The 17,467-nt window shown below is 69.3% G+C and carries 14 protein-coding genes and 1 pseudogene; 6 read left to right on the top strand and 9 right to left on the bottom strand.

Annotation, left to right across the window (positions count from 1 at the left end):
- Nucleotides 1-46 precede the first annotated feature (46 nt).
- Nucleotides 47-1,183 carry a zinc-binding dehydrogenase gene (locus ACEI37_RS10270; RefSeq protein ID WP_373376605.1) on the top strand — a complete coding sequence of 379 codons (1,137 nt, stop codon included), beginning with the start codon at nt 47-49 and terminating at the stop codon, nt 1,181-1,183.
- A 139-nt stretch (nt 1,184-1,322) separates the two neighbouring features.
- Here ACEI37_RS10270 and ACEI37_RS10265 read toward each other — a convergent pair.
- Nucleotides 1,323-1,437, bottom strand: a pseudogene (locus ACEI37_RS10265) (DUF302 domain-containing protein); the annotation flags it as partial.
- A gap of 163 nt (nt 1,438-1,600) precedes the next feature.
- Entirely contained in the window at nt 1,601-1,999 is a 399-nt protein-coding gene (locus ACEI37_RS10260; RefSeq protein WP_373377755.1) for a RidA family protein, read from the bottom strand.
- 130 nt (nt 2,000-2,129) lie between these two features.
- On the opposite strand from ACEI37_RS10260, the gene ACEI37_RS10255 reads away from it, so the two are divergent.
- Together ACEI37_RS10255 and ACEI37_RS10250 are read left to right on the top strand one after the other, a co-directional pair.
- On the top strand, nt 2,130-3,047 hold the full coding sequence (locus ACEI37_RS10255; protein ID WP_373376604.1) for a LysR family transcriptional regulator: 918 nt from the start codon (nt 2,130-2,132) through the stop codon (nt 3,045-3,047).
- Nucleotides 3,048-3,173: 126 nt separating this feature from the next.
- On the top strand, nt 3,174-3,467 hold the full coding sequence (locus ACEI37_RS10250; protein WP_373376603.1) for a DUF1484 family protein: 294 nt from the start codon (nt 3,174-3,176) through the stop codon (nt 3,465-3,467).
- 109 nt (nt 3,468-3,576) lie between these two features.
- Here the strand turns inward: ACEI37_RS10250 and ACEI37_RS10245 are convergent, their stop codons facing one another.
- Genes ACEI37_RS10245 through imuA form a run of 3 tightly spaced genes read right to left on the bottom strand, consistent with a single transcriptional unit; the run spans nt 3,577 to nt 9,465 of the window.
- Nucleotides 3,577-7,047: an error-prone DNA polymerase gene (locus ACEI37_RS10245; RefSeq protein WP_373376602.1), complete on the bottom strand. Its 3,471-nt coding sequence runs from the start codon at nt 7,045-7,047 to the stop codon at nt 3,577-3,579.
- Nucleotides 7,044-8,612 carry a DNA polymerase Y family protein gene (locus ACEI37_RS10240; RefSeq protein ID WP_373376601.1) on the bottom strand — a complete coding sequence of 523 codons (1,569 nt, stop codon included), beginning with the start codon at nt 8,610-8,612 and terminating at the stop codon, nt 7,044-7,046. The genes ACEI37_RS10245 and ACEI37_RS10240 overlap by 4 nt, the downstream gene beginning before the upstream one ends.
- Nucleotides 8,545-9,465, bottom strand: a complete 921-nt coding sequence (gene imuA / locus ACEI37_RS10235) for a translesion DNA synthesis-associated protein ImuA (RefSeq protein WP_373376600.1) — start codon at nt 9,463-9,465, stop codon at nt 8,545-8,547. Before imuA ends, ACEI37_RS10240 begins: the two co-directional genes overlap by 68 nt.
- 301 nt (nt 9,466-9,766) lie before the next feature.
- On the opposite strand from imuA, the gene ACEI37_RS10230 reads away from it, so the two are divergent.
- From ACEI37_RS10230 to ACEI37_RS10220, 3 genes are all read left to right on the top strand, one after another.
- Nucleotides 9,767-10,054 carry a helix-turn-helix transcriptional regulator gene (locus tag ACEI37_RS10230; RefSeq protein WP_174549330.1) on the top strand — a complete coding sequence of 96 codons (288 nt, stop codon included), beginning with the start codon at nt 9,767-9,769 and terminating at the stop codon, nt 10,052-10,054.
- A complete protein-coding gene (locus tag ACEI37_RS10225; protein WP_373376599.1) occupies nt 10,051-11,370 on the top strand; it encodes a type II toxin-antitoxin system HipA family toxin in 1,320 nt (439 codons plus the stop codon). Before ACEI37_RS10230 ends, ACEI37_RS10225 begins: the two co-directional genes overlap by 4 nt.
- A 75-nt stretch (nt 11,371-11,445) precedes the next feature.
- Nucleotides 11,446-12,354: a DMT family transporter gene (locus ACEI37_RS10220; RefSeq protein WP_373376598.1), complete on the top strand. Its 909-nt coding sequence runs from the start codon at nt 11,446-11,448 to the stop codon at nt 12,352-12,354.
- A 28-nt stretch (nt 12,355-12,382) separates the two neighbouring features.
- Here the strand turns inward: ACEI37_RS10220 and ACEI37_RS10215 are convergent, their stop codons facing one another.
- From ACEI37_RS10215 to ACEI37_RS10200, 4 genes are all read right to left on the bottom strand, one after another.
- Entirely contained in the window at nt 12,383-14,662 is a 2,280-nt protein-coding gene (locus tag ACEI37_RS10215; protein ID WP_373376597.1) for a xanthine dehydrogenase family protein molybdopterin-binding subunit, read from the bottom strand.
- Nucleotides 14,659-15,759 (bottom strand): xanthine dehydrogenase family protein subunit M, encoded by a 1,101-nt coding sequence (locus ACEI37_RS10210; protein WP_373376596.1) that lies wholly within the window; start codon nt 15,757-15,759, stop codon nt 14,659-14,661. Before ACEI37_RS10210 ends, ACEI37_RS10215 begins: the two co-directional genes overlap by 4 nt.
- Nucleotides 15,756-16,298: a (2Fe-2S)-binding protein gene (locus tag ACEI37_RS10205; protein ID WP_373376595.1), complete on the bottom strand. Its 543-nt coding sequence runs from the start codon at nt 16,296-16,298 to the stop codon at nt 15,756-15,758. Before ACEI37_RS10205 ends, ACEI37_RS10210 begins: the two co-directional genes overlap by 4 nt.
- A 176-nt stretch (nt 16,299-16,474) precedes the next feature.
- A complete protein-coding gene (locus ACEI37_RS10200) occupies nt 16,475-17,443 on the bottom strand; it encodes an AraC family transcriptional regulator ligand-binding domain-containing protein (protein WP_373377754.1) in 969 nt (322 codons plus the stop codon).
- Nucleotides 17,444-17,467: the final 24 nt, after the last annotated feature.

Below are 17,467 nucleotides of genomic sequence, written 5' to 3'. Positions count from 1 at the left end.
GCAGCTGCGCCGCTCACCGCAAACCGACAGACCAAGGAGACATCGAATGCGCACCGCACTTCAACTTCGTTCGCAAATCAAGAGCAGCGGTGAACTCGAGCTGTCGCTAGAGAGCATCGACACGCCGCGGCCTGGTCAGGATGAAGTGCTCATCCGCATTGAAGCCTCTCCTCTCAACCCGTCCGATCTCGGCCTGCTGTTCGGTGCGGCCGACATGAGCACGGCCAAGGCCAGCGGCACGGCCGAGCGCCCCATCGTCACCGCGCGCGTTCCCCAAGGCGCGATGCGCAGCATGGCGGGCCGCCTGGATGTGTCCATGCCGGTTGGCAATGAGGGCGCGGGCGTGGTCGTCGATGCGGGCTCGTCCCCTGCGGCGCAAGCCTTGATGGGCAAGACCGTGGCCGCCATCGGCGGCGCGATGTACTCGCAGTACCGCTGCATTCCCGCGGACCAGTGCCTGGTGCTGCCCGATGGCGCCACGCCCGCTGACGGCGCCTCTTCATTCGTCAACCCGCTCACCGCACTGGGCATGGTCGAGACCATGCGGCTCGAAGGACATAGCGCCCTGGTGCACACCGCCGCGGCCTCCAACCTGGGCCAGATGCTCAATCAGATCTGTCTCAAGGATGGCATCAAGCTGGTGAACATCGTGCGCAAGCAGGAGCAGGCGGACCTGCTCAAGGCACAAGGTGCGGTCCACGTCTGCAACTCCGCGTCGCCCACGTTCATGCAGGAGCTCACCGAGGCACTCGTCGCCACTGGCGCAACGATCGCGTTCGACGCCACGGGCGGCGGCAAGCTCGCCGGCCAGATCCTCACCTGCATGGAAGCGGCCTTGAACAAGACGGCCCGCGAATACAGCCGCTATGGCTCGACCACCCACAAGCAGGTCTACCTCTACGGCGGCCTGGACACAAGCCCGACCGAGTTCAACCGCAACTTCGGCATGGCGTGGGGCATGGGCGGCTGGCTGCTGTTCCCGTTCCTGCAGAAGATCGGGCGCGAGCGGGCCAACGCGCTGAAGCAACGCGTAGTGGCGGAGCTGAAGACCACCTTTGCCAGCCACTACTCGAAAGAGATCTCGCTGGCCGAGGTGCTGGACCTGGACGTGATCGCCGTCTACAACAAGCGCGCGACGGGGGAGAAGTACCTGATCAACCCGAACAAGGGCCTGGCCAGATAAATCACCCGGGGCGCCTTGCGCGCCCACCGTGTCAAGAACTAGCCGCTGCGCCACAGCCAGCGGCGCGTCGCGGACGGCAATGAGTGAGCGCTTTCCAGTTCCGCGGCGGTGTGGAAGCTCGCCCGGGTACTGCCCTGGCAGTCGTCGCGCACCAGCACGCGCAGGGGCAAGTCCAGCGCAACGCTGGGTGCCGCGAGCATCAACGGCGTTCCCCGCTTGGCGTTGCCATGGATCAGGACCTGCGTCGGCGGCATCTGGCTGCTGCCAGTGATGCCGCGGCCGTCTCTGATCGACCCTGAGCCGCCGTTCGATACCTGTTTGGTGTTACGTCTCTTTTCGGAGGCGCAGGCGTCATTCCGCAGTGGGAATACCCCGGTCCGTCGTCTGGGCAATACGCCGGCTCGCTCGACCGACGCGTCAATCATCGCGCGGAAGCTTCGCGACGACCTTGATCTCAAAGTTGAAACCGTAAAGCCATGTCACTCCAATTGCTGTGAGCGTCGGATGCGGCGCGTCGCCCCAGAACTCGGGCACGACCTGCCAGACGCGCTCGAATGTCGATTGCGGATCGACCATGAACACCGTGACATCTACCACATCGTCGAACGTGCAACCGGCCTCGTGCAGGATCGCATTCAGGTTTCGAAAAGCGAGCCGCACCTGTTGCTGCAGATCCGGCTCAGGCGTTCCGTCCTCGCGGCTGCCGACCTGACCCGATACGAACAGAAAACCACTCGCCCGTACGGCCGCAGAATACCGGTTACGCTCGTAGAGCGCCTGACGTCCCGGCGGAAACACCACATCGCGCTTGCCCACTTTTACCTCCATTAATCAATCATTGGTTTCGATCAGCTCACTCTACACACCGGCGCCCGCGCGATAAACGGCCAACCCTGTCCATGACTGTTTGTAAAATACAAACAATTCAGACACCAGACCAACACTCATGGACCGCTTTGACGCGATGCGCGCTTTCGTCCGGGTAGTCGAGGCAGGCAGCTTCACGAAGGCGGCCGAGACGCTTCATATGAGCAAGACCACGGTGACGCATCTGGTCCAGCAACTCGAAGCGCGATTGCGCGTCCGGCTGCTGAATCGGACGACTCGCAGGATCAACGTCACGCCGGATGGCATCGCGTACTACGAGCGCGTGACCCGGCTGCTCGCCGATATGGACGACGCCGAGACGAGCCTGTCGAGCGCATCGGCGGTGCCGCGAGGCCGCCTTCGCGTGGACGTGCCGAGTCCGTTCGCCCGCCTGATCCTCATCCCGGCGCTGCCGGCATTCCTCGCACGCTACCCTGACATTCAACTCGACATGGGCGTGAGTGACCGCACCGTCGATATCATCGGCGAGAACGTGGATTGCGTCGTGCGTGGAGGCGAGCCGAACGATCAATCCATGGTCGCCCGGCGCGTGGCGGAGCTTCCGCTCGGCGTCTTCGCGTCGCCAGGATATCTCGCGTTGGCAGGTACGCCTTCGCATCCCAGGGAGCTCGAAAACTCGCATCACCGCATCATCGGGTTCTCGTGGGGACGCGCGGGCAATCTCTATCCGCTCGTCATGCATCACCGCGGCGAGACGGTAAAGGCGCAAGGCCGTTACGCGCTCGCCGTGGATGACGGCAACGCCTATCTCGCGGCCGGAGTGGCCGGCCTTGGCATCATGTGGCTCCCACGTTATATGTCGACAGCTCATCTGAGACGGCGCGAGCTGGTCGCGCTGTTCGAGGACTGGCAGCTCGATCCGATGCCGCTTTACATCGCGTATCCGCCGAACCGCCATGTCAGCGCGAAGCTGCGTGTGTTCATCGACTGGGTGGTCGAACTGATGCACGAACGTGCTTCCGTGCACATGCAATGAGCATGCGGGCACGGGGCTTCGTCAGGATCGTCAAGGGAGCGCCGAAGCCTTTCGCTTCGCCGCATCGCGCCGGGGGCGTTGTTACGGTTTTATCTAAAACAGCGTCGCGAGGGTCCGATATGGGATGTGCAGCAGCCCTCCGACCGACGACGTGCCTGCAATCCGGACGGTCGCTCATGGCCGATAGGCGCCCCCGCCAGCCAAGACTCCTTCCCACTGAGCAAAGCCGTCACCCTGGAGGAGCAAATCCTCGAGGCCATTGATGACATCCTGCGCGTCAGCGCCGGCCTTCAGTCCTTCCTGAGCTTGCTGGACCTGCAGAGCGACACCATCCCCCAAGGCATCGGCCTCCACGCCCTGCTTTTGCCGCTCAAGCAACAGCTGGACGAGAGCGCGGATCGCCTGCAGGCACTGGTCTGACCAGGGAGAGCCTGCTTACCGGCCCGACGGATGAGCAGCGCTGAAAAGCAAACGGCGCGAGCCAACTAGTCTCGCGCCGCTTGCATCTCCCTTATTGGCGCCGTGCGTCTCAATGAAAATCCCGGCTCCCCACCAGCAGCCGCCCCAGCATCGGGCTCAAATCCACCAGTTCCTTGGCCACCAGGTGGCGCACGTCGCCCTGGCGCTGCCAGGTGCCGACCACGCCCAGCAGCGTGGCGCCCAGCACCTCCTTGCGCTGGCGCTCGACCAGGTCGGGCCACAGGATCAGGTTGATGCTGCCGGTCTCGTCCTCGATGGTGGCGAAGATGGTGCCGCTGGCGGTGGACGGGCGCTGGCGCACGGTGACGATGCCGCAGGCGCGCACGCGGCGGCCGTTGGCGCAGCGTTCGAGCTGGCTGGCGATGATAAAGCGCATCGCCGCCAGCTTGTGCCGCAGCAGCGCCAGCGGATGCGACTTGAGCGACAGGCCCAGGCTGGCATAGTCCGCGGTCACGTCTTCGCCGAGGCGCGGCGCGGGCAGCGCCAGCGCGGCTTCGGCGGGCGGCGCTTCGTACAGCAGGTCGCGGTGCGCGGCATGCGCGGCGGCGGCGCGGGCCTGCCAGCGGGCCTGGCGGCGGTTGCCGGCGAGCGGCGCCAGCGCGTCGGCAGCGGCCAGCACGTCGATGTCGTGGCGGTCCAGGCCGGCGCGCAGCGCCAGGTCTTCGACGCTGTCGAAGGCACGCTGCGCGCGCGCGGCCTCGATGCGCAGCGCGGCGGCCTCGCGCATGCCCTTGACCCGGCCCAGGCCCAGGCGCACGCGCGGATGCGGCGGCCGATCCTGCCGAGTGCTGACCGCACTGTCCGCATCGGACTCCGGCACCGGCTCCAGCGTGCTGTCCCAGCGGCTGATGGTGACATCCACCGGCAGCACCTGCACATCATGGCGGCGCGCGTCCTGCACCAGCTGCGAAGGCGAATAGAAGCCCATCGGCTGGCTGTTCAGCAGCGCGCACAGGAAGGCCGCCGGATGGTGGCACTTGAGCCACGAACTCACGTAAACCAGCTTGGCGAAGCTGGCGGCATGGCTTTCGGGGAAGCCGTATTCGCCAAACCCCTCGATCTGCTTGCAGATCGCCAGCGCGAAGGATTCCGGATAGCCCTTGCCGGTCAGCGCGCGCACCAGCGCGTCCTGATGCTTGCGCAGGTCGCCGCGCCGCCGCCATGCCGCCATCGAGCGGCGCAGCTGGTCGGCCTGCCCGGGCGAAAAACCCGCCGCGTCGATGGCCAGCTGCATCACCTGCTCCTGGAAAATCGGCACGCCCAGCGTGCGGCCCAGCACTTTCTCGATCACCTGGTTGAAGTAGACGGGGGGCTTGCCCGTGCGGCGGAAGGCCTCGCGCCGCTTCAGGTAGGGATGGACCATGCCGCCCTGGATCGGGCCCGGCCGCACGATCGCCACTTCCACCACCAGGTCGTAGTACTGGCGCGGCTGCAGCCGCGGCAGCATCGATTGCTGCGCGCGCGACTCGATCTGGAATACGCCGATGGTGTCAGCCTTGCAGATCATGTCGTAGGTCGGCGTGTCTTCCTTCGGGATGTCCTCCATGCGCGCCGGCAGGCCCGCGCGCGCCGGATCGATGCTGGGGTTGGGAATCATCTCCAGCGCGCGCCGGATCGCAGACAGCATGCCCAGCGCCAGCACGTCGACCTTGAGCAGGCCCAGCGACTCCAGGTCGTCCTTGTCCCACTGGATCACGCTGCGGTCGGCCATGGCCGCGTTCTCGATCGGCACCAGTCGCGACAGCTTGTGCCGCGCGATCACGAAGCCGCCCACGTGCTGCGACAGGTGGCGCGGAAAGCCGCGCAGCTGCGCGGTCAGGCTGGCCCACTGCTGCACCGCCGGGGACTCGGGATCGAGCCCGTAGCGGGCGATCTTTTCGACAAAGCCCGGGCCGCCGTCCCACCATGCCTGGCCCTTGACCACCTGCTCGACCACGCTGGCATCGATGCCGAGCGCGCGGCCCACGTCGCGCAGGGCGCTGCGCGAACGGTAGGTGATCAGCGACGCCGCCAGCGCGGCGCGATGGCGGCCGTATTTGTCGTAGATGTACTGGATCACCTCTTCGCGCCGCTGGTGCTCGAAATCCACGTCGATATCGGGCGGCTCGTCGCGCTCGCGCGACAGGAAGCGGCCGAACAGCAGGTTGGCCTGCTCGGGGCTGACCTCGGTCACATACAGGCAGAAGCACACCAGCGAATTGGCGGCGGAGCCGCGGCCCTGGCACAGGATGCCGCGCGAGCGCGCAAAGCGCACGATGTCGTGCACCGTGAGGAAGAACGGCTCGTAGTGCTTTTCCTCGATCAGCGCCAGCTCTTCGTCCAGCTGTGCCTCCCACTCCGGCTTGAGGCCATTGGGAAAGCGCTCGCGCTTGCCCCGCTCGACTTCCTTGCGCAGGTAGGAGATCGGCGTTTCGTTGGGCGGCACCAGTTCCTCGGGGTACTCGTAACGCAGCGTGCCCAGCGAGAAATCGCAGGTCTCGGCAATCTTCAGCGTCTGCGCCAGCGCCTCGCGCGGGTACAGGCGCGACAGCACCTGGCGCATGCGCAGGTGCTGCTCGGCATTGGGCGCCAGCGCCATGCCGCATTCGGACAGCGGCTGACCCAGCCGGATCGCGGTCAGCACGTCGGACAGCGGCTTGCGCGAGCGCACATGCATGGTGACCGCGCCGGCCGCGGCCAGCGGCACGCCGGTCCGGGCCGAGACCGCTTCCAGGCGCGCGCGGTGCAAGGCATCGGCATGACCCTGCAACTGTTCCAGCGCGATCCAGGCGCGCTCGCCGAACACCGCGCGGCACCACTCGGCCTGCTCCAGCAGCCGTTCCGGCTCGGCGCAGTAGTCGGGCAGCAGCAGCGCCACGCAGCCGGGCATGCCGCGCAGGTGGGCGACGTCGCCGGCCGGCGCGGCGAGGTCTTCGGGATGCAGCCGGTAGCTGCCCTTCTGCGCGCGCCGGCGGCCCAGCGTGATCAGCTCGCTCAGGTTGCCGAAGCCCTCGCGGTGCTGCGCGATCAGCACCAGCCGCAGCGGCGCCTGCTCCGGGCCAGCGGCCGGGGTCAGGCTGAAGCGGCTGCCGATCAGCAGCGAGAACGCATCGGCGGCGCGGACCAGCGCCTGCAGCCGCCGGTGGCGGCTGGCGTGGAAGCCGGGATCGTCGTCGCCGCTGCCGAAGGCATCGGCGTCGTCGAGCAGCGGTTCATCGATGCCGTCATCGACACCATCATCGGCACCCTCGGCACCCTCGGCGCCCCGTGCCGCGCTGCGCGCCACCGCGTCGTGCAGGCGCTTGCGCAGGGTCTCGATGGCATCGTGCGCGCGCGCGGTGCCGGCCACCGAGCATTCATCGGTCAGGGCCAGCCCGCTGTAGCCCAGGCCGAAGGCGCGCTCGATCAGCTCGCCCGGATGCGAGGCGCCGCTCAGGAAGGTGAAGTTGGAGATGCAGTGCAACTCCACGTAATCGGGCAACGCCGGCAGCAATCCCGGCAAGGATGCAGGCAACGAAGGCGGCAAAGGCGGCGCGCTCATGCGAACAACCCATGCAGGAACCAGCGGTATTCGCCGCCATCGTCCTGCGCGGCATGGCCCGGACGCTCGCGGAAGATCCAGCAGCGCAGGCCGTCGGCGCGCTCGGCGATAAAGTAGTCGCGCGTGGCCAGGGCCCCGTCCCACCAGCCGGCCTCGATGCGCTCGGGCCGGCTCAGCAGCGCCAGCGGGCCGCCGTGGCAGGGCCGGTGGCGCTGCACCGGCAGCGGCAGCGGTTGCGGCAGCAGCCACAGCGGGCGTTCCGGCTGCGGCGCCGGCAGGCTGGCTGGCTTGCCGCCGGGCTCGTCGACCGGGCACCAGCGGTTGGCGCGCTCGGGCCGGTGGTCGGCCAGCGGGCGCGGCTGCAGCACGTTGTCGCGGCCCAGCCGCGCCATCAGCGTATCGAGCAGGCGGCCCAGGTCTTCCGGCGTGCCGCCGGGCTCGGGGAACAACGCATCGCTTTGCGGCACGCACGCGGCCATGGCCTCCACGCGCAGCGCCAGGCCGGTCACGGGAGCATGGAAGCTGAGCTTGTCGAGCTTTTCGCGCAGCAGCCGCGACAGGTGCGCGGGATCGCGGCTGGGCTGGGCCAGGCCCAGTGGCACCGGGGTGCCTTCGGTCGCCGCGCCGCGCCGGTAGCGCTCATGCTCCAGCACCAGCACGCAGCGCGTGACGCCGGCCTGCTGCACCGCCAGCCAGCCCGCCAGCGCCAGCAGCAGCCCCTGCGCGCCGGCCAGCACGGCTTCGGCGGATTCGATCCGGCCCGGCAGGTCCATGCGCTGCGCAAACGCGGGCGGCGCCACAAACCAGACAAAGCGCGCCGGCGCCTCGCCATAGGCCTGGTCCAGCCGCGCCAGCAGCGCCGGGCCCAGCCGGCGCGTCAGGCCCGCGCGCGGCAGGCGCCGCACCTCGCCCAGCGTGCGGCAGCCGACGCCATCCAGCCAGGCCGGATCGGCCAGCGTGTGCAGCGCCTCCACCGGCAGGCGGTCGAGCAGCCGGTGCAGGCGCGCCATGCCCACCGCCCGGCGGCCAGGCCGCACCACGCCGCGCCGCGTGCGCCGCAGCGGCTGGCGTGCCAGCCATGCGGCGCCGTGCGCGGTCGGGCCGCACCCCACCTGGGCCACGGTGCCCAGCTGGCGCACGCAGGCACGCACCGCGCGGCACAGCGCGCGATGGCCGCCGAACAGGCGCAGGCTGGCGCTGACATCGAGCATCAGCGTGGCCGACTCCGGCTCCTCGTCGACGGTCACGCCCGGTGTGAAACGCAGCAGCGCCAGCGCCACCGCTTCCATCAGCGCGGCTTCGGCGGCCGGGTCGCGCTCCAGCTGCACGATATCGGCCGACAGGGCCTGCACGCCGCCGCGGCGCATGCCATAGCGCACGCCCAGCTGCATCGCCGGGCCATTGGCCAGCACCACCTGCTCGCGCGCCATCACCGCCACCGGCAACGCATGGTGCAGGGTGGCGGCGGCGGCAGGCGGGCTCGCGGCGGGCGCCAGCTCAGGCCAGTTGGGCTGCAGGGCGTCCAGGGGCAGACGCGGCAGGTGCACCGCGATCCAGTACGGCATCGGAAGAAAGCTGAGAAGACTGCGCCAGCGGTTCGGGCCCGGCGGGCACCGCCGCAGTGGCCCCTGCCGGGACCGGCCAGGCGGCCGCGCGGGTGGCCGCCGCCATGCCGTCCAGGCGCAGCAGCAGCGGCGTGTCCCGCACCGGCCCGCGGCGCTTGTGGAAGGTGATCGACAGCATGTTGCCGGGCAGCGGGGCCAGCAGCAGCCGCAACACCGCGGGCGACGACTCGCGCAGCGCCGCGGCCGGGCGCAATGCCCAGGCCACCGCGTCGCCGGCCTGCGCCAGCACCTGCAGCCGCCGCAGCGCCTCCGGGCGCGCCGCCGGCAGCCACACCAGCACGCCGCCAAAGGCCTGGCTGCGCAGCACCTGTTCGGCGGCCCACAGCATGTCGGCCTGCTGCGCGGCCCTGGTCGCTTCGGCCGGAGCACGCACCCAGTAGCACTGCCGCGCCGGCAGCCCGGCCGCGGCCAGTCCCATCGCATTGGGCAGGTAAGGCGGCGCCACCAGCGCAATGCGCCGCCCCGCCCCGGCCAGCGTGCGCAGGGCCGGCAGCAGCAGGCGCATTTCCCCCGCGCCGCCCTGCGTGGTCAGCAGTTCGGTCAGGCCGCCGGTCGGCCAGCCGCCGCCGGGCAGTTCCGCCGACAGCGCGTCATACCCGGTCGGGCACACCGCGGCCCCGCCGGCGCGGCCCAGCTGGCCGGCCCGCCACAGCCCGGGATAGCGCTGCTCGAGCGCCGACAGCGCCTGCTGGCGCTCGGCCGCGGCCGGCCAGGCGGACCCTGAGGCCGCCGGCACAGGGCAAAGCAGACCCTCCGCCGCCCTTGGCGGGGCTGCGTGCAATAGCGCAGTCATGTGAAGTTAGCGTCGCTCGTCGGCAGGACGAGGATTAGGATATTTACGATGACTGTATATTTATACAGTATCGATGACAAGGCAAGAGGTAACGGCAGGAGGTAGAGGCAGCGGCACTGGCGAACGTCTCGCCGAGACGCCAGCCCTCTCGCGCACCCAGATCTTTTGGCCATCGAAGCCGCCATGCACTATCATTCGATAGAATGATTTCTCGTTAAAAAAGCTTCTATCAAATGATACGCGCGATAGCTGATAAGACAGGTATCATTCCAAAGAATGATTTTTATCATCGACTAATGCTATGTCATTAATCTCGCAATGCCGCCAGCTGCGCGAAGCCAGGGGCAAGAGTCTTGGCGAACTCGGCCGGATCCTCGGCATGGCGGCGCAAAACCTGTCGGCCATCCTGCTCGGCAAGAAGGACAGCCGCGCTTCCACGCTGGAAGCGCTGGCCGCCGCGCTCGACGCGCAATGGGTGCTGGTGCCCAACGAACGCCTCGCCGAAGTCCGCCAGGTGCTGGAAGGCAAGGGCAGCGGCCCTGACCGCGGCGCTCGTGCCGCGCTCGACATCTTCCTGGACCAGGAATGAGCTACGACCTGCATCCCCGCTTTCTGGAGGTCCAGCTATATGACCGGCTCTGCGGCTACTTGTGCGAGGCCGGCGGCAATGTCCGCTTCGTGCCCGCCGATGAATTCCGCGGCGACAACGACCGCCCCACGCTGAGCCTGTCGATCACCGTGCCGACCGAAGCCGGCCGCCGCGCCACCGCCGAGGTGCTGGACAACCCCTTCCATCCCGCGGTCTATAACACCGGCCATGAGTTGCCGCCCTACTTTGCCGGCCTGCTGCCCGAGGGCGAGCTGCGCAAGCGGCTGGAAGCCACCCGCAGCCACCCAGAAGACAAGGACGACTTCGGCATCCTGGCCTCGGCCGGCAACGACCTGCCCGGAGCCGTGGTAGTGCGGCCGGCGGACATCGGCGCCCTGCCCGCCTATGCCCGCGCCTATGGCGTGACCGGCGGCGCCGACAACCTGGAGATCGCCGTGGTCGAGGGCGCCACGCAAGGGGCCGCGTCGGTGTCCGGGGTGCAGAACAAGCTGGCGCTGTCGACGGTGCAGGACGGCAAGCGCTACACGCTGCCAAGCCACGGCAAGCTGTCCGACATCATCGCCAAGCTGCCGGCCAGGAACGACGACGCGCAGGTGTTCAACGAATCGGTCTCGATGCAGCTCGCGGCCGCCGCCGGCGTGCATGTCGCGGCCACGCGCGTGCTGCCCATGTCGACCATCGCGGTGGAGGGACTGGCCGAGGCCCTGGGCGAGGACCTGCACTACCTTGCCGTCGACCGCTTCGACCGCACCCCGGCCGGGCGCGTCCATGCCGAGGACGGCTGCCAGATGCTGGGCCGGATGCCGGCCCGCAAGTACGCCAGCATCGACGGCTACGTGCAGCTGGTCGCCACGCTGTACCGCCTGAGCCCGAGCGGGGTCGAGCATGTGCGGCAGTTCTTCCTGCGCCAGGCGGTCAATACGCTGATCGGCAACAGCGACGCGCACCTGAAGAATTTCTCGGTGATCTATCCCAACGGCGTGCTGCCGGTGCTGTCGCCGGCGTACGACATCGTCTGCGTGGCCGCGCTGCCCGGCTTTGCCTCGTACGGTCAGAACGTCGCCATCGACCGGCTGCAGCGCGAGGAAACCCTGGCCATGTACGAGGCCATCGCCGAGAAAGCCGGCGTGCCGCGCCGCATCGCCACCGCCGCGGTCAGGGAAGCGGTGGCGCTGGCGCAGGCCCGCTGGCCGCGCCTGCTGGACGAGCTCGACGCCCCGCCGGCCATCCGCGAGGTCGTCACCGGGCGCCTGGCGACGCTGCCGCTGGCGCGCGCCGCGCGCTCGGGCCGCTGACTGCCCGCGCCGCGTAGCGGCACCGAGAGTATCGCCATCGCGGATAATGCGCCATCCACCCATCGACCTCGCCCCATGTCCGCCAGCAGCCCCAGCCCCCGACGCATCGACTGGACCACCGTGTTCCTGCTGACCTTTCCCCCGCTGAGCTGGGCCGGCAACGCCATCGTGGGCCGGCTTGCCGCCGGCACGGTGCCGCCGGTCACGCTGAACTGGGCGCGCTGGGTGCTGGCCGGCATGCTGCTGGCACCGTTTGCCTGGCGCGGCGTGGTCGAGCACCGCGCGGTGCTGCGCCGGCACGCGGGCGTGATCACCGCCATGGGCATCCTGTCGATTGCCAGCTATAACGCGCTGCAGTACCTGGCGCTGACCAGCTCGACGCCGATCAACGTGACGCTGATCGGCGCCTCCACGCCGCTGTTTCTGATCGTGATCGGCGCGCTGTGCTTCGGCGAGCGGGTCCGGCCCTGGCATGTCGCCGGCGCGCTGCTGTGCATGGTCGGCGTGACCTTCGTGCTGGTGCGCGGCGAACTGGCGCGGCTGGCGCAACTCGACCTGGTGCCCGGCGACCTGTTCATGCTGGCGGCTACCATCGCCTGGAGCGCCTACACCTGGCTGCTGCGCAAGCAGCGTCCCGCGCTGCCCCTGCCAGTGCTGCTGTTCGCGCAGATCGTCACCGGCGTGCTGGCCAGCGCGCCGGTGACGGCATGGGAACTGCTGACGCTGGAGCAGCCGCTGCAATGGAGCGGCAAGGTCGCGGGCATCCTGCTCTATGTCGCGACCATCCCGTCGCTGCTGGCCTACTTTGCCTGGGACCGCGCCATCGCGCGCGCCGGCGCGCAGCTGCCAGTGTTCTTCATCACGCTGACGCCGGTCTTCGCCGCGCTGCTATCGACGGTGCTGCTGGGCGACTGGCCGCGCTGGTACCACGGCGTCGGGCTGGCCGCGATCGCGGCCGGCATCTGGCTGGCGCAGCGGCGCTGACGGCGGTCCGCCCGCTCGGCGCGCCCCCTCAGCGCGCCATGACCTTGTCCGGCGTCATCGGCGTGCTGCGCAGCCGCCTGCCGGTGGCGTGATAGATCGCATTGCTGATCGCGGCGGCGACCCCCACCAGCCCGATTTCACCCACGCCCTTGGCGCCCAGGCTGCTGACCACGCGGTCGTCCTCGTCGACGAAGATCACGTCGAGGTCCTGGATATCGGCATGCGAGGCGATGTGGTACTCGGCGATATTGCGGTTCATGAAGCGGCCGAGCGCATGGTCGCTGTGCGTTTCCTCGTGCAGCGCCTGGCCGATGCCCCACACCATGCCGCCCAGGATCTGGCTGCGCGCGGTCCTGGGGTTGATGATGCGGCCCGCCGCCACCGCGCTGACCACGCGGGTCACGCGCACAGTGCCCAGCGCCTCGTCGACGCGCACCTCGCAGAACACGGCCGAGTGCGCGGCGCGCGTGTACTGCTTCTGCTTGAACAGATTGGGCAATTGCAGGAACGATGCCTCGATCTGCTCGCGCCGGGCCGCGGCCAGGATGCCGGTCAGGGGCAACGACACGCCGGGGCTGGCGCGCAGGCTGACCCGGCCATCCTCGAACACCAGGTCCTCGTAGCGCGCCTGCTCGAAGCCTGAACCCTGCATGCGCCGCGCCATGTGCCACAGCATCCGGCGCAGCTTGTCGCACACGCCGTCGACCGCCGTGCCGACCGTGGCCACATGCGACGAGCCGCCTTCCACGGGCGCCACCGGCAGCTCCGAATCGCCCAGCACGAATGTCACCTGCTCAAGCGGCAGGCCCAGCGCCCCGGCGGCGATCTGGCTCATCACCGTCAGCGTGCCGGTGCCGATGTCGGTGGCGGCGCTGGCTACCTCGAGCCGGCCGTCGGCGCGGAACACCGCGCGAGCGCGGCTGAACATCTGCAGCGCGTCCCAGGTGCCGCTGGCCATGCCCCAGCCAATCAGCTCGTGGCCATCGCGCATCGAACGCGGCTGCGGCGGCCGGTCGGCCCAGCCGAATCGTTGCGCGCCCTGCGCGTAGCATTCCCGCAGTGCCTTGCTCGAGAACGGCAGGCCGCTGGCGCCGTCGCGCTCGGCGTAGTTTTTCAGCCGCAACGCCAGCGGATCCATCCCTACTGCATAGGACAACTCATCCATCGCCACCTCGATCGCATGCACGCCGTGCGCGGCGCCCGGCGCGCGCATGTCGGCCGGGGTTGGCTGGTCCAGGTCGACGAGTTGATAGTCCTGCCGGCTGGTCTCGGACGCATAGAGCTGCGTGGACCAGTTGACCACCACTTCGACGTAGTGCTCCATGCGCGAGGTCTCGGCCACGGCTTCATGGATCAGGCTCACCAGCCTGCCATCGGCGTCGGCACCCAGCCGCACGCGCTGCCAGGTCTCGGGCCGGTGGCAGAAGGTGAACATCTGCGGCCGCGTCAGCACCACGCGCACCGAGCGCTCCAGCGCCAGCGCCGCCATCACCGCCAGGATCAGCTGGTACTGCGGCCGCAGCCCCGAGCCGAAGGCGCCGCCCACGTATTCATTGCGTACCGTGACCTTGCGCTTGGGCAGCCCGAACACGCGCGACACCATCCAGCGCGAATTCTGCGAGCCCTGGGTCTTGTCGTAGATGGTCAGGTGGCCGTCGCCGCCGCGGATCACCGTGGTGGCGTGCATCTCCATCGGGTTGTGGTGTTCCACGCCGCTGTAGAACTCCGCATCGACTTGAAAAAGCGCGCGCGCGAAGGCGGCGTCGGCATCGCCGCGCGCCCTGGGCGGGCCGGAATAGCCCGCCTTGAAGCGCATCGGCTTGCCGGCGCGGCCCAGGTGGTCCAGCAGGCTGGTCTCGTGCTGCCACGCCTGGTAGCGCACGCGCACCAGCGTGGCGGCATGGCGCGCCGCCTCGAAGGTCTCGGCCACCACCAGCGCGACCGGCTGGCCGCTGTACCAGATGCGCGCGTCGTGCAGCGGCTTGAACGGCGAACCGGCGGGCGCCACCATGTCCTTGTAGAACAGGTCGAGCGAACGCACGCGCGGGCGGCGCTCATGGGTCAGCACCTCGAGCACGCCCGGCACCGCCAGCGCCGCGCTGCAATCGATCGACACGATGCGGCCGCGCGCAATGGTGCTGTTCACCACCACCCCGTGCGCAAGGTCGAAGGCCGGATGCTCGGCGGCATAGCGCGCGGTGCCGGTGACCTTGGCCACGCCATCGAGGCGCGGGACCGGCGTGCCGATGCCGACCGGGCCCGTGCCGGGCCGTGCGTGCGGCGTGCATTGCGGGATCGGATCGTTCATGGCTGCTCCTCCTCGCTGAAAGCGTCTTCGCCGGTATTGCTCAGCACGCCGGCGACCGCCATTTCCAGCGCTCGCACGATCGCGCGTTCAGCCAGCGCGATCTTGAAGCTGTTGCCGGGCAGGCTCTCGGGCACGGCCGGGCCGCCCCAGGCGCGCGCATCGCGCAGCAGGAAGCGGGCCGCGGAGGCAAAGAGCTCGGCCGTGGCGGGCCGGCCCTGCAGCTGCGCCTCGGCCTCCGGATCGCGCCATGGCTTGTGGGCCACGCCGCCCAGCGCCAGCCGCGCTGCGCGCACGGTGCCGTCGTCGGCGAGGTCCAGCGCGGCGGCCACCGACACCAGCGCGAACGCAAACGACGCGCGCTCGCGGATCTTCAGGTAGCAGGCATGGCGCGCGAACTCGGCGGCGGGCGGCAGCTCGATATGGGTGATCAGTTCGTCTGGGCGCAGCGTGGTGTCGATGTGCGGCCTGTCCTCCGGCAGCCGATGGAATTCATGAAACGGAATCTCGCGGCGGCCGCTGGCCGATGCCACGTGCACCACCGCGCCCAGCGCGGCCAGTGCCACGCACATATCCGACGGGTGCGTGGCGACGCAATGCTCGCTCGCGCCCAGGATGGCATGCTGGCGCGCCAGCCCGGTCGCCGCCGGGCAGCCGCTGCCGGGCTCGCGCTTGTTGCAGGGCACGCCTGGGTCGTAGAAGTAATAGCAGCGCGTGCGCTGCAGCAGGTTGCCGCCGTTGGTGGCCATATTGCGGATCTGCGCAGAGGCCCCGGCCAGGATTGCCGCGCGCAGCAGCGGATACTGCGCGCGCACCAGCGGGTGCTGCGCGGTATCGGCGTTGCTGGCCAGCGCACCGAGCCTGAGCCCGCCCTCCGCCGTGGCCTCGATCATCCGCAGCGGCAGTTGCCTGACATCGACCAGCGCGGCCGGATGCATCATGCCGCCCTTCACCAGGTCGATCAGGTTGGTACCGGAAGCCAGGAAGTGCGGCGCGTGGTCGTCGCCAAGGCTTTGCACGCCGGCGTCCCGCTGCGCGGCGGCGATCGACTGCAGCGCCGCTTCCACCGTGGCCGCGCGCTCATAGCGGAACGGGTTCATGATGGCTCCTGGTCGCGGTCAGTCAGCCCGGCGACTTCGGCGATCGCCTCGACGATCTGCGCATACGCGCCGCAGCGGCACAGGTTGCCGCTCATGCGCTCGCGGATCTCTTGCCGGCTTGCCGGCGGGTGCTCGTTCAGCAGGCCCAGCGCCGAGCACAGCTGTCCCGGCGTGCAATAGCCGCACTGGAACGCGTCGTGGTCGATAAAGGCCTGCTGCAGCGGATGCAGCGCGCCCGTGTCGCGATCGGCCAGCCCCTCCACGGTGGTGATGTCGGCGCCGTCATAGGACACGGCCAGGCACAGGCACGACTTGATGCGCCTGCCGCCGACCAGCACCGTGCAGGCGCCGCATTGGCCGTGGTCGCAGCCCTTCTTGGTGCCGGTGAGCTGCAGTTGCTCGCGCAGCAGGTCCAGCAGGATGACCCACGGGGCCAGCAGCAGTTCGTGCGTGATGCCGTTGATATGCAGCGTGGTGGGGATCTGTTGCAGTGTGCCGGCCTCGGATGCCGGGGGAGCAAGCGGGTCTTCCAGTGCCATGGGCGCCTCCGCTGGGTCATGTTCCTGGGGGAATGGAACGGAGGCAGCAAGCGTCATGCCATCGGCTTCGCCGGCTTCACCACGTTGCATCCGGCGAGCGGCGCGTGCCGCCGTGCCGGCCGGCTTTGCATATATTGCCGCCGGCGCCGTGCATGAATTACCGCAGTGCCGTGGGCTTACCCTGTTGGCATACCCTGGCTGGCGCGCCTGTACTGCGTTGGCGCGTGCCCGGTCCAGCGCTGGAAGGCGCGGCGAAAGGCTTCCTCGCTGGCAAAGCCAAGCTGCTCGGCGATCCTGCCAATGGTCCAGCGGGTGGTCCGCAGGCATTGCTCGGCGTATTCCTGCAGGCTGTGCTCGCGCAATTGCCGGTAGCTGCTGCCGTCCGCCGCGAGCCGGCGGCGCAGCGTCGGTTCGCTGACATCGAAGCGCACTGCCAGCTCGGCCAGCGTCGGCAGCCGCGCGCCATGCACCAGCGCCGCGTGCAGCGTGCCGCGCACTTGCTGGCTCAGCGACACGACCTCGACCGGCGCCCCGACCAGCCGGTACGGCAGGTCCTTCAGGAAAGCCTGAAGCTCCGCGGCCTGGCGCACCACCGGCCGGTCGAGCAAGGCCTGGTCGAACTCGAAGCCGTAGGCTGCGTTGCCCGACGTCACCGGCGCATGGAACAAGCCGAGGAATGGCAAGGCGTCCTCGCGCCGCGGATGCGCCAGGCTGACCCGGGTCGGGCGTATCGGCTGGCCCACCAGCCAGCCGAACAGCAGCAGATAGAAGAAGAGTCCCGTCAGGTCCACCAGGCAGGCGGCCGAAGATTTAACCCGCCGCAGCGAATCCATCCGAAAGACCGCCTGGCCCGCGCGCTCGCCCAGGCTGAGCGCGCCGGCGCGCGGATACAGCATCGCGCAGAAATCGGCCGCGCAGTGGATCGCCTCGCGCAGCGTCTGGCAACTCAACACGCAGCGGCACAGCAGATCCACTTCCTGCTTGCACATGGGCGGGTGGCCGTCGCCTTTGGCGACCAGCGCTTCCAGCCGCTCGATCGCGGCGCGATAGAGCGCGGTGAACTGTGCCGGCCGCGGCGGTTCCGTGCCGGCGCCCGGCACCTCGACGCCCTGCCGCTTCAGCTCATCCAGCAAGCGCTGCACCATGCCGTGCGGAACAGGGACGGGACC

Origin of the sequence: Cupriavidus nantongensis (assembly GCF_041726985.1) — a bacterium.
In the GTDB taxonomy this organism is placed as follows: domain Bacteria; phylum Pseudomonadota; class Gammaproteobacteria; order Burkholderiales; family Burkholderiaceae; genus Cupriavidus; species Cupriavidus nantongensis_A.
Note: the sequence above shows the minus strand (reverse complement) of the source record. Positions and strands in the feature narration are given on the sequence as shown.